General features: G+C 36.5%; 12 protein-coding genes and 2 pseudogenes. 8 read left to right on the top strand and 6 right to left on the bottom strand.

The annotated features are described in order from the left end of the window. The first annotated feature begins 304 nt into the window (after nucleotides 1-304). From coaE to OPR52_RS04200, 3 genes are all read left to right on the top strand, one after another. Nucleotides 305-892, top strand: coding sequence for a dephospho-CoA kinase (gene coaE / locus OPR52_RS04210; RefSeq protein WP_006280338.1), 588 nt, complete (start codon nucleotides 305-307; stop codon nucleotides 890-892). A 452-nt stretch (nucleotides 893-1344) separates the two neighbouring features. Beyond that, nucleotides 1345-2682 (top strand): IS110 family RNA-guided transposase, encoded by a 1338-nt coding sequence (locus OPR52_RS04205; RefSeq protein WP_265037784.1) that lies wholly within the window; start codon nucleotides 1345-1347, stop codon nucleotides 2680-2682. Between the two features lie 78 nt (nucleotides 2683-2760). Further along, a complete protein-coding gene (locus OPR52_RS04200) occupies nucleotides 2761-4164 on the top strand; it encodes an NAD(P)H-dependent flavin oxidoreductase (protein ID WP_264723264.1) in 1404 nt (467 codons plus the stop codon). Between the two features lie 48 nt (nucleotides 4165-4212). On the opposite strand, the pseudogene OPR52_RS07865 reads toward OPR52_RS04200, so the two are convergent. Then, nucleotides 4213-4901 (bottom strand): annotated as a pseudogene (locus tag OPR52_RS07865) (IS3 family transposase); the annotation flags it as partial. Nucleotides 4902-5078: 177 nt separating this feature from the next. Further along, nucleotides 5079-5938 (bottom strand): IS630 family transposase gene (locus OPR52_RS04185; RefSeq protein ID WP_265037751.1). Its coding sequence is split into 2 segments (ribosomal slippage): nucleotides 5079-5614 and nucleotides 5614-5938, totalling 861 coding nucleotides; the frame shifts between segments, so codons are not numbered across the junction. A gap of 61 nt (nucleotides 5939-5999) precedes the next feature. On the opposite strand from OPR52_RS04185, the pseudogene OPR52_RS04180 reads away from it, so the two are divergent. Further along, nucleotides 6000-6179, top strand: a pseudogene (locus OPR52_RS04180) (transposase); the annotation flags it as partial. Between the two features lie 60 nt (nucleotides 6180-6239). Here OPR52_RS04180 and OPR52_RS04175 read toward each other — a convergent pair. Beyond that, on the bottom strand, nucleotides 6240-7565 hold the full coding sequence (locus tag OPR52_RS04175) for an IS4 family transposase (protein WP_265037781.1): 1326 nt from the start codon (nucleotides 7563-7565) through the stop codon (nucleotides 6240-6242). Nucleotides 7566-7681: 116 nt separating this feature from the next. Between OPR52_RS04175 and OPR52_RS04170 the strand changes: the two genes are divergently transcribed. Beyond that, nucleotides 7682-8344, top strand: a complete 663-nt coding sequence (locus OPR52_RS04170) for a tetratricopeptide repeat protein (protein WP_265037779.1) — start codon at nucleotides 7682-7684, stop codon at nucleotides 8342-8344. 75 nt (nucleotides 8345-8419) lie between these two features. On the opposite strand, the gene odhB is transcribed toward OPR52_RS04170, so the two are convergent. Both odhB and OPR52_RS04160 read right to left on the bottom strand, forming a co-directional pair. Further along, nucleotides 8420-9592, bottom strand: a complete 1173-nt coding sequence (gene odhB, locus OPR52_RS04165; protein WP_265037777.1) for a 2-oxoglutarate dehydrogenase complex dihydrolipoyllysine-residue succinyltransferase — start codon at nucleotides 9590-9592, stop codon at nucleotides 8420-8422. Nucleotides 9593-10159: 567 nt separating this feature from the next. Next, nucleotides 10160-11019, bottom strand: a protein-coding gene (locus OPR52_RS04160; RefSeq protein WP_265037751.1) for an IS630 family transposase whose coding sequence is annotated in 2 segments (ribosomal slippage) — nucleotides 10160-10695 and nucleotides 10695-11019 — 861 coding nt in all. Because the reading frame shifts where the segments join, the coding sequence is not laid out codon by codon here. A gap of 408 nt (nucleotides 11020-11427) precedes the next feature. On the opposite strand from OPR52_RS04160, the gene hemC reads away from it, so the two are divergent. The 3 genes from hemC to OPR52_RS04145 all read left to right on the top strand — a co-directional run bounded on the left by hemC (nucleotide 11428) and on the right by OPR52_RS04145 (nucleotide 13472). Next, nucleotides 11428-12306 carry a hydroxymethylbilane synthase gene (gene hemC, locus OPR52_RS04155; RefSeq protein ID WP_264723448.1) on the top strand — a complete coding sequence of 293 codons (879 nt, stop codon included), beginning with the start codon at nucleotides 11428-11430 and terminating at the stop codon, nucleotides 12304-12306. After that, nucleotides 12297-13184 carry a UDP-N-acetylmuramate dehydrogenase gene (gene murB, locus OPR52_RS04150; RefSeq protein ID WP_253303484.1) on the top strand — a complete coding sequence of 296 codons (888 nt, stop codon included), beginning with the start codon at nucleotides 12297-12299 and terminating at the stop codon, nucleotides 13182-13184. The genes hemC and murB overlap by 10 nt, the downstream gene beginning before the upstream one ends. A gap of 96 nt (nucleotides 13185-13280) precedes the next feature. Continuing rightward, nucleotides 13281-13472: a hypothetical protein gene (locus OPR52_RS04145; RefSeq protein WP_070356842.1), complete on the top strand. Its 192-nt coding sequence runs from the start codon at nucleotides 13281-13283 to the stop codon at nucleotides 13470-13472. A gap of 114 nt (nucleotides 13473-13586) precedes the next feature. On the opposite strand, the gene OPR52_RS04140 is transcribed toward OPR52_RS04145, so the two are convergent. Continuing rightward, nucleotides 13587-14519, bottom strand: coding sequence for an Rpn family recombination-promoting nuclease/putative transposase (locus tag OPR52_RS04140; RefSeq protein ID WP_015589057.1), 933 nt, complete (start codon nucleotides 14517-14519; stop codon nucleotides 13587-13589). Nucleotides 14520-14758: the final 239 nt, after the last annotated feature.

Below are 14758 nucleotides of genomic sequence, written 5' to 3'. Positions count from 1 at the left end.
TAGATTTATCGACAATCGTCATCCCGCTACGTGTTAGTGGCTAAGAGATACCGCGGCGGTATGACGGTTAAGTAGGGTGTCATCCCAGTGCCTTGACTACTTCGATCCAGGAAAATTGATTGTAAACGAGCAAACATTTTCGATAAAATTACCAAAAAGCTAGAGCCCAGACTGGGATGACACCACCTACAAATTGCAATGTTCGTATAGTTATGTGCTTGACACTGGGATCTAGAAAATCTAGTTAATATATATAGAGAAACCTTAGCTATAGTTTCAAAAGAAGTCGAATGTATTTTGTTATATGATTATAAGTCTAACAGGCGGAATTGGGGTAGGAAAGAGCTTTGTAGCTAATTGCTTTCAAGAGTTTGGTGCTGTTGTATTTGATGCTGATTCTGTTGTACACCAACTTTATAAAGTGGATAAAAGCATAATAAGTTATGCAGAGAAAAATTTTCCTGGAGTGGTAGTAAATGGTGAAATAGATAGAACAGTACTGTCTAAATATTTCTTAGCCTACGATGAAAATTGGAAACAATTTCAATCTTTGGTTCACTCTGCTGTGCTGCGTGAATTAGAATTTTTTATTGCCAAGGAAAAAAAGATCGATAGAAAACTTTTAGTTTTAGATGTGCCACTTCTATTAGAAACAAAATTTTATTTATATTGCGACCTTATTGTTTTTGTTCATGCAGATAGCGTTGTGCAAGCTCAAAGACTTAACGAACGCAACATAGATAAAGAAAAGCTTAATCTAATCTCCGATGTTCAGTTATCTATTGAGGAGAAAAGGAAGATGAGTGACTTTATTATCGATACCAGTGTAAGCAAAGAGTATGTTTTTTCTCAAGTAAAAGATATAGTGGATTCATTAAACCTAAACACGTAGCTCTACGTCATACCGCCGCGGTATCTCTAGATCCCGCTAACAAGCAGCGGGATGACGGTTGTCAGGATCCCAGCAGCCTCCCTCCCCTGTCATCCCAGTGTCAAGCACTGGAATGACACCCTTCCGATGGGAACTGCTCTCAAACTACAACAGCATGAGTAGCTATAGAAGCTTTAATGATACAAGCATCGAACAGACGAAATCTGTCAAATCAGAAAGAAACACACAAATTTAAGTTTTTAGTAGTTTTCAAGTATAGTTGTACAGGGAGCGCCTTTGCAGTTATGACCGACATTTTCAATGGTGCCTAAGTGCCCGTATGCAAGCATGGTTTTGGAAGGAACGGTCAAATCATTGATGGAGTCATTTAGACTACCTCGGTTAGGAGATTGTACTATCAACCGTTCCAAGCTGAAGCGTTTCCCTATTACAAATTATATGTAGGAGTTACCATGAAAAAAGCAAAAAGTAAATTAGAAATAGTGAATCCTAATGCAGCAGGAATAGACATTGGTTCAGCTGTACACTATGTGTGTGTACCTGAAGGAAGAGATGAACAACGCGTTCAGAAATTTGGCTGCTTTACTGAAGACCTTCATAACTTAGCACAGTGGTTGAAAAAGTGTAAAGTTACAACAGTAGCTATGGAATCAACAGGAGTATATTGGATTCCTTTATTTCAAATACTTAAGTCATACAAATTCGAGGTAAGATTGGTAAATGCACGGCATGTAAAGAATGTACCTGGTAGGAAGTCTGACGTTCAAGATTGCCAATGGCTCCAACAACTGCATAGCTACGGACTGCTTCATGGATCGTTTAGGCCAGATAATCAGATGTGTGTATTGCGCAGTTACGTGCGGCAACGCAAAAATCTCACTGAAAGTGCATCTACACATATTCTGCGTATGCAGAAGGCATTAATTCAAATGAATATACAATTACACAAGGTTATTAGTCATATTACTGGGATAACTGGTATGAAAATCATTGAAGCTATAATTGAAGGCGAAAGAGATTCTGAAAAATTGGCAGAATTCAGGGACGTGCGAATGAAAAATGATCAGTCTACTATTGCAAAAGCGTTAGCTGGTGACTATAGAGAGGAACACTTATTCACGCTAAAGCAAGAATTTGAACTATATAATATTTATCAAGAAAAAATAGCAGAATGTGATAGAAATATTGAAGCCTATTATAAAACGTTTGAAACAAAGTCTTGTGAAAGCAAACAGCTAAGTAAGCAAAAGAATAAAAATAGCAAAAGTAAGCCAAGCTTTGCTTTGTATGAGGAACTGCACCGAATAACTGGTATGGATTTCACTAAAATTCCTGGATTTGATGTATTAAGTATACAAACCATAATTTCAGAAGTTGGTATAAACCATAGTAAATGGCCAACAGAAAAGCACTTTTCATCGTGGTTGGGACTCAGTCCTGCTAATAAAGTTACAGGGGAAAAAGTGTTTAACACAAGAACACGTAAAGTCATTAACCGTGCTGCAAATGCTTTGCGAATAGCTGCTCATTCTGTAGGAAATAGTAAAAGTGCGTTGGGTGCATACTACAGAAGATTGAAAAAACGACTAGGAGCACCAAAAGCAATAACAGCTACTGCAAGAAAAATGGCATGCATATTTTATAGTATGCTCAAATACGGACAGGAATATGTAGAAAAAGGAATGGAATACTATGAAACACGCTATAAAGATAGAACTGTAAAAAATTTGATCAAAAAAGCGAGCGAATTTGGCTACATATTAGTTCAACAAGAAGAGTTAGTTGAGTGAGTTTCTTAGGAGTAAAAATAAACAGCTATCATTTTTTTAGTAATTAAGTAAAATAGAGTGAAAGATTGCGAGGAAGTTTTGAAAAATAAGATAAAAAAGATAGTAATTTCAGGAAAGGAAGTGTGGCCAATCATCGAGGGCGGCAAAGGCATTGCAGTTAGTGATGGAAGATCAAGCGGAGTATTTGCTGCAGCAGATGCTGTGGGTACATTTTCTGGTGCAAATGCTAAGCTTATTGATGATAATGGCGAGTTAGTGCCACTAATTTATAAAGGCAAAACAAGAAATGAAAAGCATAGTGAATTGATTGAGTATAGTATTGAAGCTGGAATTAGTCAGGCAAGAATAGCAAATGAAATATCAAAAGGTCATGGAAGAATACACATGAATGTACTTTGGGAGATGGGAGCAGCAGAACGCGTGCTTCATGGCATATTAGAAGGAGCGAAAGGTTTGATTCATGGTATTACCTGCGGTGCTGGTATGCCTTATAGGCTTGGAGAAATTGCAGCTAAATATCAGGTTTATTATTACCCTATTATCTCATCGGTGCGTGCTTTTAAAGCATTATGGAAGCGTGCTTACCAAAGAATATCTTCCTATTTGCTTGGTGGAGTAGTGTATGAAGATCCATGGCTTGCTGGAGGGCACAATGGACTGAGTAACAGTGAAGACCCAGAGCTACCACAGGCTCCATTTGAAAGAGTTGCAGAGCTTAGATCTTTCATGAACGAGATCGGTCTTTCAGAAACACCAATTGTTATGGCAGGAGGAGTGTGGCATTTGAAAGATTGGGAACATTGGTTTGACAATCTGCAAATTGGACCAATAGCTTTTCAGTTTGGCACTCGTCCACTTTTGACGAAAGAAAGCCCAATTTCTGCAGAGTGGAAAAAGAAGCTACTCACTTTAGAAGAAGGTGATGTATTTTTAAATAAATTCAGTCCAACAGGGTTTTACTCATCTGCAGTAAAAAATAACTTCATACGTGAGTTGCAGGAACGGAATTCACGTCAAATAAAGTTTTCAGAAAATGCTAGCGAAGAATTTAATAATGAATTTGCAATGGGTAGCAGAGGTAGAAAGATCTACCTTACTGCAAAAGACAAAGAACTGGCAAATACATGGACTAAAGCAGGGTATACAGAAGCAATGAAAACTCCAGATACAACTGTTATTTTTGTGACGCCAGGCAGGTTTGCAGAGATAAGACAAGATCAAATCAATTGTATGGGATGCTTAAGTCATTGTTTGTTTAGCAATTGGAAAGATCATGGTGACCATTCAACAGGACGAAAGCCAGATCCTCGTAGTTTTTGCATACAAAAAACACTGCAAAACGTTATACACGATGGTGATATTGAGAACGAACTCATGTTTTCCGGGCACAATGTGTACAAATTTAAGCAAGATCCATTTTATGAGAATGGCTACGTACCGGCAGTAAAAGAACTGGTGGAAAGGATATTGACTGGGTATTGAGTCAGTGACCTTACCCAGAAAAAGTGGAGAGAAAGTTTGGAATGTTTTTTACAAAAAGAATGATGCATCAAATTGTTCTGGAATGCAATAGTTAATAGTGACGTTGTTTGTTATAAAAAATTTCTATGTATTCAAATATTGCAGTTCTAGTGTGTTGAGCAGAGTGTTGTGAAGTATCAATAAGTATTTCTCTTTTCAATGAGCTAAAGAAGCTTTCTGCAACAGAATTGTCGTAACAACAGCCTTTATTACTCATCTATATTCTTTACAGCTAAGAGATATTGATACCCTTGCGCAGTATATTGTGAACCTTGGTCACTGTGCAGCAGTAGATTTTTAACAGGTTTACGCCTATTAATGGCCATTAATAAAGAGTTCATAACCAATTGTTTATTTATTGCACTACTCATTAACTACCATACGTGAGAATTATTGCTGCCAAATATAGCCATCCCTCCTTGGTTTTGATGTAAGTAATCCCATACTTTATTTGGTTGATCAACAATAAAGTTTTGGTCTAATATATTGGGAGCTACAGCTCTATTATCTGTTTGTTGTTTTTTAATTTTAAACTTTCTTCTCAGTATAGCCCTGATGTCATTTTTCTGCATAATACTTTGCACCGTTTTCAAATTGCAACTTTTACCCAAAGCCTTCAATTCAGCATGAATTTTAGGAGCTCCATATCTACATTTAGAAACTTGATATATTTTTTGAATAGCTTCGAGTAGCTCTTTATAGCCTTTCTTATAATAGTCCGAATGCGATAAGATATGTGTTTATGGCTATAGCAGGCCAGTAGCATATTACGGTCTGTTCGGATTATTGTAAAAAGAGCTATATTTGCTGATTCTCTACTGCTTATTTTTCTTGTGGTCCACTTATATAGCATTTCTCATAATAGTCCGAACAGGTCATAGGAAGGCAGAATCAACAGCACGACGAAAGGATTCGAATAGAGGAATGTTTTTCCTGGCTCTGTTTTTTATAGCAAACCAATGATGCTCAATTTTGTTGAAATCTGGAGAATAAGGCGGCAGATACAAAATTTCTGCACCAACCCCTTTAGCAAGCTCGATAATCTTATCAGACTTATGAAAAGTAGCATTGTCAAGAATGACAGTCTGTCCAGGTTCCAAGATCGGTGTCAAAAATTGCTCAAACCATCCATTAAAAACATCCATATTACAGTGGCCTTCAAAGGTTAACGGAACAACTATCTTTCTTCCACTTAAGGCTGCAACCATACTGATTCGTTGAGTTTTCTTTCCAGATTTTAAGGCATAAAACCGCTGTCCTTTCTGGCAATATCCGTAGGGGTAGTCTTCGGTGTTATCAATGCCAGACTCATCTATATACACTAAGTTTTTAGGTTCTTTTGTCGCTATAATTTTCAAAAATTCAGCACGTTTTTCTTCGTTTCTTTCCTTGTATCCATATGTCTTTTTTTGCGCGTAAATTCAATTTTTTTAAGGGCTCGATAGATCGTTTGGATACTAACGTTGTTCCAAAGTTTAGCCATTTCCGATAGAGTCTTTCCTCCGTGTTCTCTGGCAAATTTGGCAAAGGTATCCCAGTCGGTAATTTTGTGATTGTAACCCCCATTTCCAAGTTTTTTTGATTGAAAGTCTCCTGTTTCTTTTCTTCTTTGCTGCCACTCCCATAAAGTAGTTCGTCCAATCTTAAATCTTGCTGCCACTGTTTCTCTGCTTTCTCCTTCGTCTAGCGCTTCCATTGCTTTTTTTCTTAAATCATAACTATATGCTGCTGGCATTCAACCTCCTTATCATCATCTACCCTTATCCTATCACATCCGGACTTTTATGGAAAGAGCTATACCAACAAGAGAACAAGGGTTTAAAGTACAGCCAAGAAGATGGGTTGTAGAAAGGACTTTTGCTTGGGTTAATAGGAATAGAAGGCTATCGAAGGAGTATGATTTACTCACAACATCCACTGAGAATTTCATATACCTAGCTATGAGTAGGGTTATGTTAAAGAGGGAATATGCTTGAATTTACTTGTTTCCGGACAACCTCTAACAGTTCACACTTAATTAAACCATACGCGTCAAGTTAAGAGATTGTGAGCAAATTTAGAGAGGTTAAAGTGGATACTCTAGCCCTTCTACGTTTGTCTTTTAATAAAAATCGCGACCAAGTTATAGTGAGTTTTTTAAGAAATGCTTTTAAACTATTAATTTTGGTTAATACTAAAAATAACTCTCTAACCCGTCTTTTTAGCTCAATAAATGCCTTTGTTAAGCTAAGTTCTGTATTCTTTTTCACTTCTGTGCAAACAACTATGCCGTGAAATATAAGAATTGCGCACAATTTAGCATATAGTTCACATAATACTCTGCATGGCTTTCCTTTTAGCTTATCAAGTCTGATATGGCTTTTATACAATTTAAATAATAACTCAATTTGCCACCTTACTCTGTAAATCGTTAATACTTGCTCAGCACTAATTTTATTTTCTGGAACATTAGTTATAAATATTGACCAGTTCAACAATTTTTGATTTCTTTTAGAGGATGTATATCCCTGCGATCTTGCTAATCTATTAGCTTTCCTTCTTCTGGCTATAGACTGTTCTTCAGTTAGTTTCTGACATATAATTCTTACTCTAATTTTTGCTTCTTTTCCTAACAATACCTCGTTTTCTAAAAATAACTTATCCTCTAAACATTCTAATAACTCCATTTTTTGATTTGTTTCTACATCATATACGTTGGTATCGGATTTATAACGACTTATGAAATAAGCTCCTATTTCATTGATTTGTTTAAAAGAACTTGGCACAAAATAACCGAGATCAGATATTAGCAAATCATTGCTTGATATATTACTTAAATGTTTCCTATATCCCTGGTCTGATCTTATTCCCTCCGTTAAATTAAGTTGGTCTATTATCTGATTCATGTAATCGAAAACTAATTGTAACTTTATTCCAGACTTAGTATTGCTTTCATAGCCACTGTAGCTAGTACCATAACCTTTATACATCTCTTCCATACTGTTAGGTAGAGTAATATAGCTACTGTCCAATAATTTAACACTATTAAATTGCTGTAAGATTTTGCAATCAACTTGCAAGATATTTTTAAAGAGAACCACAGATTCATTATACATCCTTTTCATAAATTCCACTGCTTCTTCAGTAAATCTAAAATCCAAACCTTGTTTTGTTATATCTATCGAGTCCTCGTTTAGTAATTGACACATTGTTTCTACGCTACAATTATCAACTCCTATATTACCCAAGACCATGGCTTTTACGAATGATGAACCTTTTAGCTTTCTCTTTCTTTTTATAAACCTTGTTGTAATTGAGATTTTCTCTGCTTTTTCATTAAAAAATTCTTTGAGCTTTTTTGATAAGCAAGTTATTTTATTCATTGGTTCTCTCACTAAAAGTATATCTGGGAGAACTTATACCTTATTATTCTATCTCTTTCATACCTTTATTTCCTTAACTTGACGCGTATGGTTGCTTGAACAGGCTTCATTTATCCTTGAGAAACATCATAGCCATGATTACTTCTGAAGTTGTTGAACTATGGGAAATTCTAGGCAACGCTTATGGGGCTTTAGGCGAACCCCAGAAGGCACAAAAGTTTCTTGAGCGAGCTTTACCTATTTTTGAGAAACATTATGGCCCTGATCACTTTAAAGTTGCTAGAGTACTGGTGAGTCTCGGTAACGCTTACAAGGATTTATGTAACCCTCATAAAGCTAAAGAGCTGCTTGAAAGGGCTCTAGCGATTCAAAAGAAGCATTATGGGCCTGATCATTTTGAAGTTGCTAGAACACTAGCAAATCTAGGTAATGTTTACAGGGATTTAGGTAATCCTCAGAAAGCTAAAGAGTTGTTTGAGCGGGTTTCACCTGTTTTTGAGAAACACTATGGTTCTGGTCATATTCAAGTTGCTAAGCTACTGGTAAGCCACGGTGGCACTCATGGGGATTTAGGTGACCATAAGGAAAAAAAGGAGCTGCTTGAACAGGCCTTTCCTATTTTTGAAGAACATTACGGCCCTGATCATCCGGAAGTTGCCAAACTACTGGCAGACTTATGTGAAGTTTATGGTACCTTAGGTGACCACAAGAAACAACAGGAGTCGTTTGCACGGGCTGTATCTATCTTTAAGGAACATCAGAGTCCTAATCATTTCTGAAGTTGCTAAACTGCTGGCAGAATTAGACAAAGTTTAGGTTTTGAGCAATACTAGACTAACAACAACTCATTTGAGCTACACTTCCAAAACTAATCTGTTTGGATCTTCTATGTAATTTTTTACCTTAACAAGGAAAGTTACTGCTCCTTTGCCGTCAACTATTCTGTGGTCGTAAGAGAGAGCAATGTACATCATAGGTCTGATTTCTACTGCATTACCAACAGCAACTGGCCTGTTTTGTATTGAATGCATTCCAAGTATTCCAGATTGCGGAGGGTTTATTATCGGAGTGGAAAGAAGTGAACCGTATACTCCACCGTTTGAGATGGTAAATGTTGCACCTTCCATTTCTGATACTTGTAATTTACCCTCACGAGCTTTTTTGCCAAGAGCAACTAAAGTCAACTCAATTTCTGCAAATGACATCTGATCGGCACCCCGAATAACTGGTACAACAAGACCTTTATCGGTGCCAACAGCAACACCTACGTCATAGTAATGTTTATATATGATTTCATCGCCTGAGATTTCAGCGTTAATTTCAGCAATTTCTTTCAATGCTTGCACCGCTGCCTTTATAAAAAACGACATAAAACCAAGTTTTATTCCATATTTTTTTTCAAAGGCGTCCTTATATTTTGCTCTTAGATCCATGACATTCTTCATGTCAATTTCATTGAACGTGGTCAGTATTGCAGCAGTATTTTGCGATGCTTTCAAACGAGCGGCAATTACTTGCCTTATTTTGCTCATTTTTACTCGTTCCTCTCTTTGCTCTCCATTTACTACACTTTTTGGCAATTCATATTGTTTTATTGCAGGTTGTTCAGCTTTGTTCATATGGCCTATCACATCTGCTTTTGTTATTCTGCCGCCCATGCCAGTTCCTTTGACGCTTTCTGCACTGATTGCATTTTCTTCCATAATTTTACGAGCTGATGGAGCATCTTTTTTAGCAGCACTTTCGCTTTTATCTTCTTTTCTCGCTTCCTCTTTTACTTCTCCCATGGAAAGCTTCGCTAACAATTGATCAGGACTTATTACATCATCTTCTTTTATAAGAAATTCAGTTATTTGCCCTGAAGCTTCTGCAGTTAATTCGAGTGCTGTTTTGTCAGTTTCAATTTCAAAGATCAAGTCATCTACTTTTACTGCTTCTCCAATACCCTTCTTTATTTTTACTATACCTTCTGTAACTGATTCACCACCAAGAGTTTTTGGTGCTCTGATTTCTATAATTTTGCTCATAAAACAACTTCCGTATAAAACTTTCTATAGATTTATACATGAAAAGAGACATGTAATAAACTAATAAATTCATTGAGGCTCTTATCATTTAGAAGTGACAAACGGATAACATATTCCCAAATGTCATTCCAGCACGTGACGCTAGGCCATAAAAATTCCTTGACAAGCTTTGTCAGCCCCCCCTATCATGGTACTGAAGCTATTTATTTATCTTCGCAATCTGTGCAGGTTAATGACAAAAAACTTAGGGTATTTGGCGTCTCATGTTTAATTTTTCGCACTACGTGCATCGCATGTCTTTAAAAATTTTTAGGTTTTTACCTATATAAGCCGAAACGCACTTACAAAGCGTTTAAGACAGCAAAAAACGTCAAATTGACAAGGGAGAATTTGAATGCTAGCTACTACGGGGTTTCTTTGCCTTTTTTCCTGCTTAGTAAATTTCTTAAACACTTGCGGTGTAGGTTAGTTGCAAGTTAAAAGCAGCTAAATCGCTCTTAATCAAGCGTTTTAGAATAAAAAACGCCGATATTTTAGTATAGCATTTCTCATAATAGTCCGAACAGGTCATAGGAAGGCAGAATCAACAGCACGACGAAAGGATTCGAATAGAGGAATGTTTTTCCTGGCTCTGTTTTTTATAGCAAACCAATGATGCTCAATTTTGTTGAAATCTGGAGAATAAGGCGGCAGATACAAAATTTCTGCACCAACCCCTTTAGCAAGCTCGATAATCTTATCAGACTTATGAAAAGTAGCATTGTCAAGAATGACAGTCTGTCCAGGTTCCAAGATCGGTGTCAAAAATTGCTCAAACCATCCATTAAAAACATCCATATTACAGTGGCCTTCAAAGGTTAACGGAACAACTATCTTTCTTCCACTTAAGGCTGCAACCATACTGATTCGTTGAGTTTTCTTTCCAGATTTTAAGGCATAAAACCGCTGTCCTTTCTGGCAATATCCGTAGGGGTAGTCTTCGGTGTTATCAATGCCAGACTCATCTATATACACTAAGTTTTTAGGTTCTTTTGTCGCTATAATTTTCAAAAATTCAGCACGTTTTTCTTCGTTTCTTTCCTTGTATCCATATGTCTTTTTTTGCGCGTAAATTCAATTTTTTTAAGGGCTCGATAGATCGTTTGGATACTAACGTTGTTCCAAAGTTTAGCCATTTCCGATAGAGTCTTTCCTCCGTGTTCTCTGGCAAATTTGGCAAAGGTATCCCAGTCGGTAATTTTGTGATTGTAACCCCCATTTCCAAGTTTTTTTGATTGAAAGTCTCCTGTTTCTTTTCTTCTTTGCTGCCACTCCCATAAAGTAGTTCGTCCAATCTTAAATCTTGCTGCCACTGTTTCTCTGCTTTCTCCTTCGTCTAGCGCTTCCATTGCTTTTTTTCTTAAATCATAACTATATGCTGCTGGCATTCAACCTCCTTATCATCATCTACCCTTATCCTATCACATCCGGACTTTTATGGAAAGAGCTATACATAGTAAATAGCCAACCACCACGGGGCTTCTTTTGCCTTTTTTTTCGCTTGGTAAATTTTTTAATATCTATAGCTAAACGACAACCGTCATCCCGCTGCTTGTTAGCGGGATCTAGAGATACCGTGACGGTATGACGGTTCGCGGTGGTATGACGATAAGGTTTATACCTTGTCATGCAAGTACTAGAATCCAGTAAGCTTATTTATGCATATAAAAGGTTATTATTTTGTAAAGTCAAAGTTGCTTTTGGTTTTAAGTTAAAGTACAATAAATGCAAAGGTTTATATAAACTGGATCCAAGTAGTTAGCTACTTGAATGACATCAGACAAACAATCGTACACATGCTAGTCAAAATAGGCACCAGAGGAAGCAAGCTTGCAGTTGCCCAGGCTTTGGAAGCAAAACAAAAGTTGCTGGATTCTTTTCCTAACTTATCTATTGAAATTATTAAAATAAAAACTTCTGGAGATAAGTATGCAAACGCAAATCTTGCTGAAATAGGAGGTAAAGGATTATTCATTAAAGAAATTGAGACTGAATTGCTCGAAAATAATATAGACATGGCAGTTCACTCGCTAAAGGATGTGCCTGCGTTTTTCTCAGGGGGTTTAACAATTTCTTGTGTTTTAGAAAGGCTAAGTTCATGCGATGCGTTTATTTCTCATAAACACAATAGCCTTGAGTCTTTGCCACAGCAGGCTACTATTGCCACTTCTTCAATAAGAAGAAAAGTTCAGTTGTTAAATGTTAGACCAGATCTAAATATAATATCGCTACGTGGAAATGTAACAACCAGATTGCAAAATCAAAGTTTTGATGGAATAATTCTAGCTGAAGCAGGACTCATAAGATTAGAAAAACATCACTTGATTACAGAGGTATTGCCACCAAAAGTTATGTTAAGTGCAGTGGGGCAGGGGGCGGTTTGTATTCAATGTAGAAGGAATGATGTAAAAATTATCGATCTTTTAGAGAAAATTAATAATAATATGTCTTTTATAGGAGTGAAATCAGAGCGCAGTTTTATGAAGACAGTGAATGGTTCATGTTTTACACCACTTGCAGCTTTGGCTGAATATGTGAGCGAAAATATGCTACACCTTCGTTGTATGTTAGCAAGTGGAAAAAATATATACTTCACTGAGCGCACTTCATTTATAGAAGATGCGGAGAAAATGGGTATGGATGCAGGATTAGAGTTGAAATCAAAATGCTTATAAGCTTACCTAAAGTACGTGGAATCTATCGTTATGATGTCTTAATGTCTAAAGCGACGTGGTTAAATGTTGGTGGACGAGCTGATGTATTATTTAAACCATGTGATATTGAAGATTTAACATACTTGATTAAAAATACTGAACTGCCAGTTAGCGTTATTGGTGCAACATCCAACATAATAGTGCGAGATAGTGGCATTCGAGGAATAACAGTAAAATTAGGTAAGGAGTTTGCATATATTAAAAGTAAGGGTAACAACTCTATTGTAGCTGGGGGAGCTGTGCTGCTCAGCAACCTTGCTCACTTTGCGGGAAATCAGCAGATTAGTGGGTTGGAGTTTCTAGTTGGAATTCCAGGAACAGTTGGTGGCGGAATAGAAATGAATGCAGGTGCATATGGTAGTGATATCGCAAGTGTTGTACAATCCATAAAAGCAGTGAATCTAGAGGATGGAAACCTATATGAGTTCTCCAGCGAAGAAATGGGGTATTTTTACCGTGGACATAGCCTAAAAGGAAATTGGATTTTTGTTGAAGCTGAGTTTAAAGGAGTAAACTCAGAGTATGAGCTTATACTGCAAAGGTTAAAGGAAGTTATTGAGAGGAAAAATAAAAGCCAGCCAATAAGAGGAAAAACTGCTGGGTGCATATTCAAAAATCCAAAAAACTACCGAGCATGGGAGTTAATTGATAAATCTGGCTGCCTAGGGTTAAATATTGGTGGAGCTAGAATCTCTAAGAAACATTGTAACTTCTTGCTCAATTACGATAATGCAACTGCATCTGACTTGGAAAACCTTGGCAACAAAGTAAAAGATGCAGTAAAGGATAAATTTAATGTTGAACTTGAGTGGGAAATAAGGGTTTTGGGTAGCTATTAGATAGTTTTTATAGCTTATGTATATTCGTTCAGGAGAACGGCAAATAAGGTAAACAAGTAATCTAAAAAAATAATCATAGAGAAACCGTGAGGTAATGTGGTTAATCTTGTAGAACTTTGCAAGAATCTAGAGAGAAAAATAGCAAAGTTATACCAATTCTCATTATTAGTGAATCAAATAAGCGATATTGTAGAGTTATTTAATTGTGGAGTGAGAAAGAAAGGCAATAGTATGGCTTTTTTTCCATTGTTATCTATCCGTTTATTGTGCAGTGGGAATTGGTATTAGCTGAACGGACACTATTGTTATACTATATCTTATATACAATTGTGCAATATGGACAATGGCAACAAATTTACTAGCGAAATTCAGTGATTTATGATTGATAATTAAAGTTCTTAATTAGTAACCGTTCACACTTAATTCTTCAATCTCACTAATAGAAAGGCCAGTAAATTTGACAATAGTGTTGACATCAACATTGTTAGCCAGCATTGCTTTTGCGACTTCGATTTTTCCTTCGATTTTTCCTTCAATTTTCCCTTCCTCTTTACCGATTTTGATGCCTCTTTCTTCGCCAATTTGGATGCCTTTTTCAGTAGCAAGGTCAAGTCTGTATTCAAGAATGGCTTCTTCTTTCCGTAGATCCATTATTCTTTCTTCATAAGCTACTAAATCTTTTTCATTCCAGCTAAACCTGTCTAATTCATCGTAGGCTAACTTTATTATTGGTGCTTTTTCTGCTATTTTCCTTAAGTCTTCTTCCGTAGTTTCATCTGCATATTTGAAGAAAAATAACCAACGATCCACTATGCTTTCTAGCTGTTCTTCCTTATTCTTAGGAAATTTAGGTAGTTCAATAAATACAAATTGAAAATCTTTTAAGTCATGCTCATTGGTTTTCTCATCTCTTATAGTGTGGCTGGATATATAATCAAGCTTATCAGGAAATAAATTACAATTAGAGATAGCAATAAAGAAAACCTTCTTTAAATCAATGTACTTACCAGATTTATCAGCTTGCCTTGAGTAAGCCTTAGCAGCATATAATTGAGCTCGTTTTTCGAAGCCTTTATCGCGAGTAAGCTGCATTTCAATCACATACCTGGCCCCACTAGAATCCCTGCAAAGAACATCAACTATACTTTGTTTATCAGATGCAATTTCAGGATCCATTATAGTACTGAGGAATTCCACTTCTTGTATAGTATTTATCTCAGTAAACCCTAAAATATCATTCAAAAAATGTATGAGAATATTCTTATTTTTTTCAGTGCCAAATATTTTTTTGAAGGTCAAATCCAGCTTAGGGTCGAGAAACTTAGATAAAGCCATAGCCAAAGTGCTTAAAAATATTAATAATTATACACTATTATTAACAATTATTCAACCATATTTTTGAAGATAGCTATGCCGCCGCGGCGCTAACAGGTAGCGGAATGACGAATTACTTAACCGTCATACCGCGATTCATTCGCGGTATCTCGGCATAGATTCCGCTAATTAGTAGCGGAATGACGATTGTGTATCGTGTTTTGCTAAAAATCACAGAATGCAGTCTGGTTAGCTTAATT

The organism is Wolbachia endosymbiont (group A) of Hylaeus communis (assembly GCF_947251915.1).
Lineage (GTDB): Bacteria > Pseudomonadota > Alphaproteobacteria > Rickettsiales > Anaplasmataceae > Wolbachia > Wolbachia pipientis.
This window is presented reverse-complemented; position numbering and strand designations above follow the sequence as displayed.

Excerpts from the sequence above, each read along its gene's own strand:
- coaE (WP_006280338.1), top strand. The coding sequence starts at position 305 with ATGATTATAAGTCTAACAGGCGGAATTGGGGTAGGAAAGAGCTTTGTA.
- OPR52_RS04205 (WP_265037784.1), top strand. The coding sequence starts at position 1,345 with ATGAAAAAAGCAAAAAGTAAATTAGAAATAGTGAATCCTAATGCAGCA.
- OPR52_RS04175 (WP_265037781.1), bottom strand. The coding sequence starts at position 7,565 with ATGAATAAAATAACTTGCTTATCAAAAAAGCTCAAAGAATTTTTTAAT.
- odhB (WP_265037777.1), bottom strand. The coding sequence starts at position 9,592 with ATGAGCAAAATTATAGAAATCAGAGCACCAAAAACTCTTGGTGGTGAA.
- hemC (WP_264723448.1), top strand. The coding sequence starts at position 11,428 with ATGCTAGTCAAAATAGGCACCAGAGGAAGCAAGCTTGCAGTTGCCCAG.
- murB (WP_253303484.1), top strand. The coding sequence starts at position 12,297 with ATGCTTATAAGCTTACCTAAAGTACGTGGAATCTATCGTTATGATGTC.
- OPR52_RS04140 (WP_015589057.1), bottom strand. The coding sequence starts at position 14,519 with ATGGCTTTATCTAAGTTTCTCGACCCTAAGCTGGATTTGACCTTCAAA.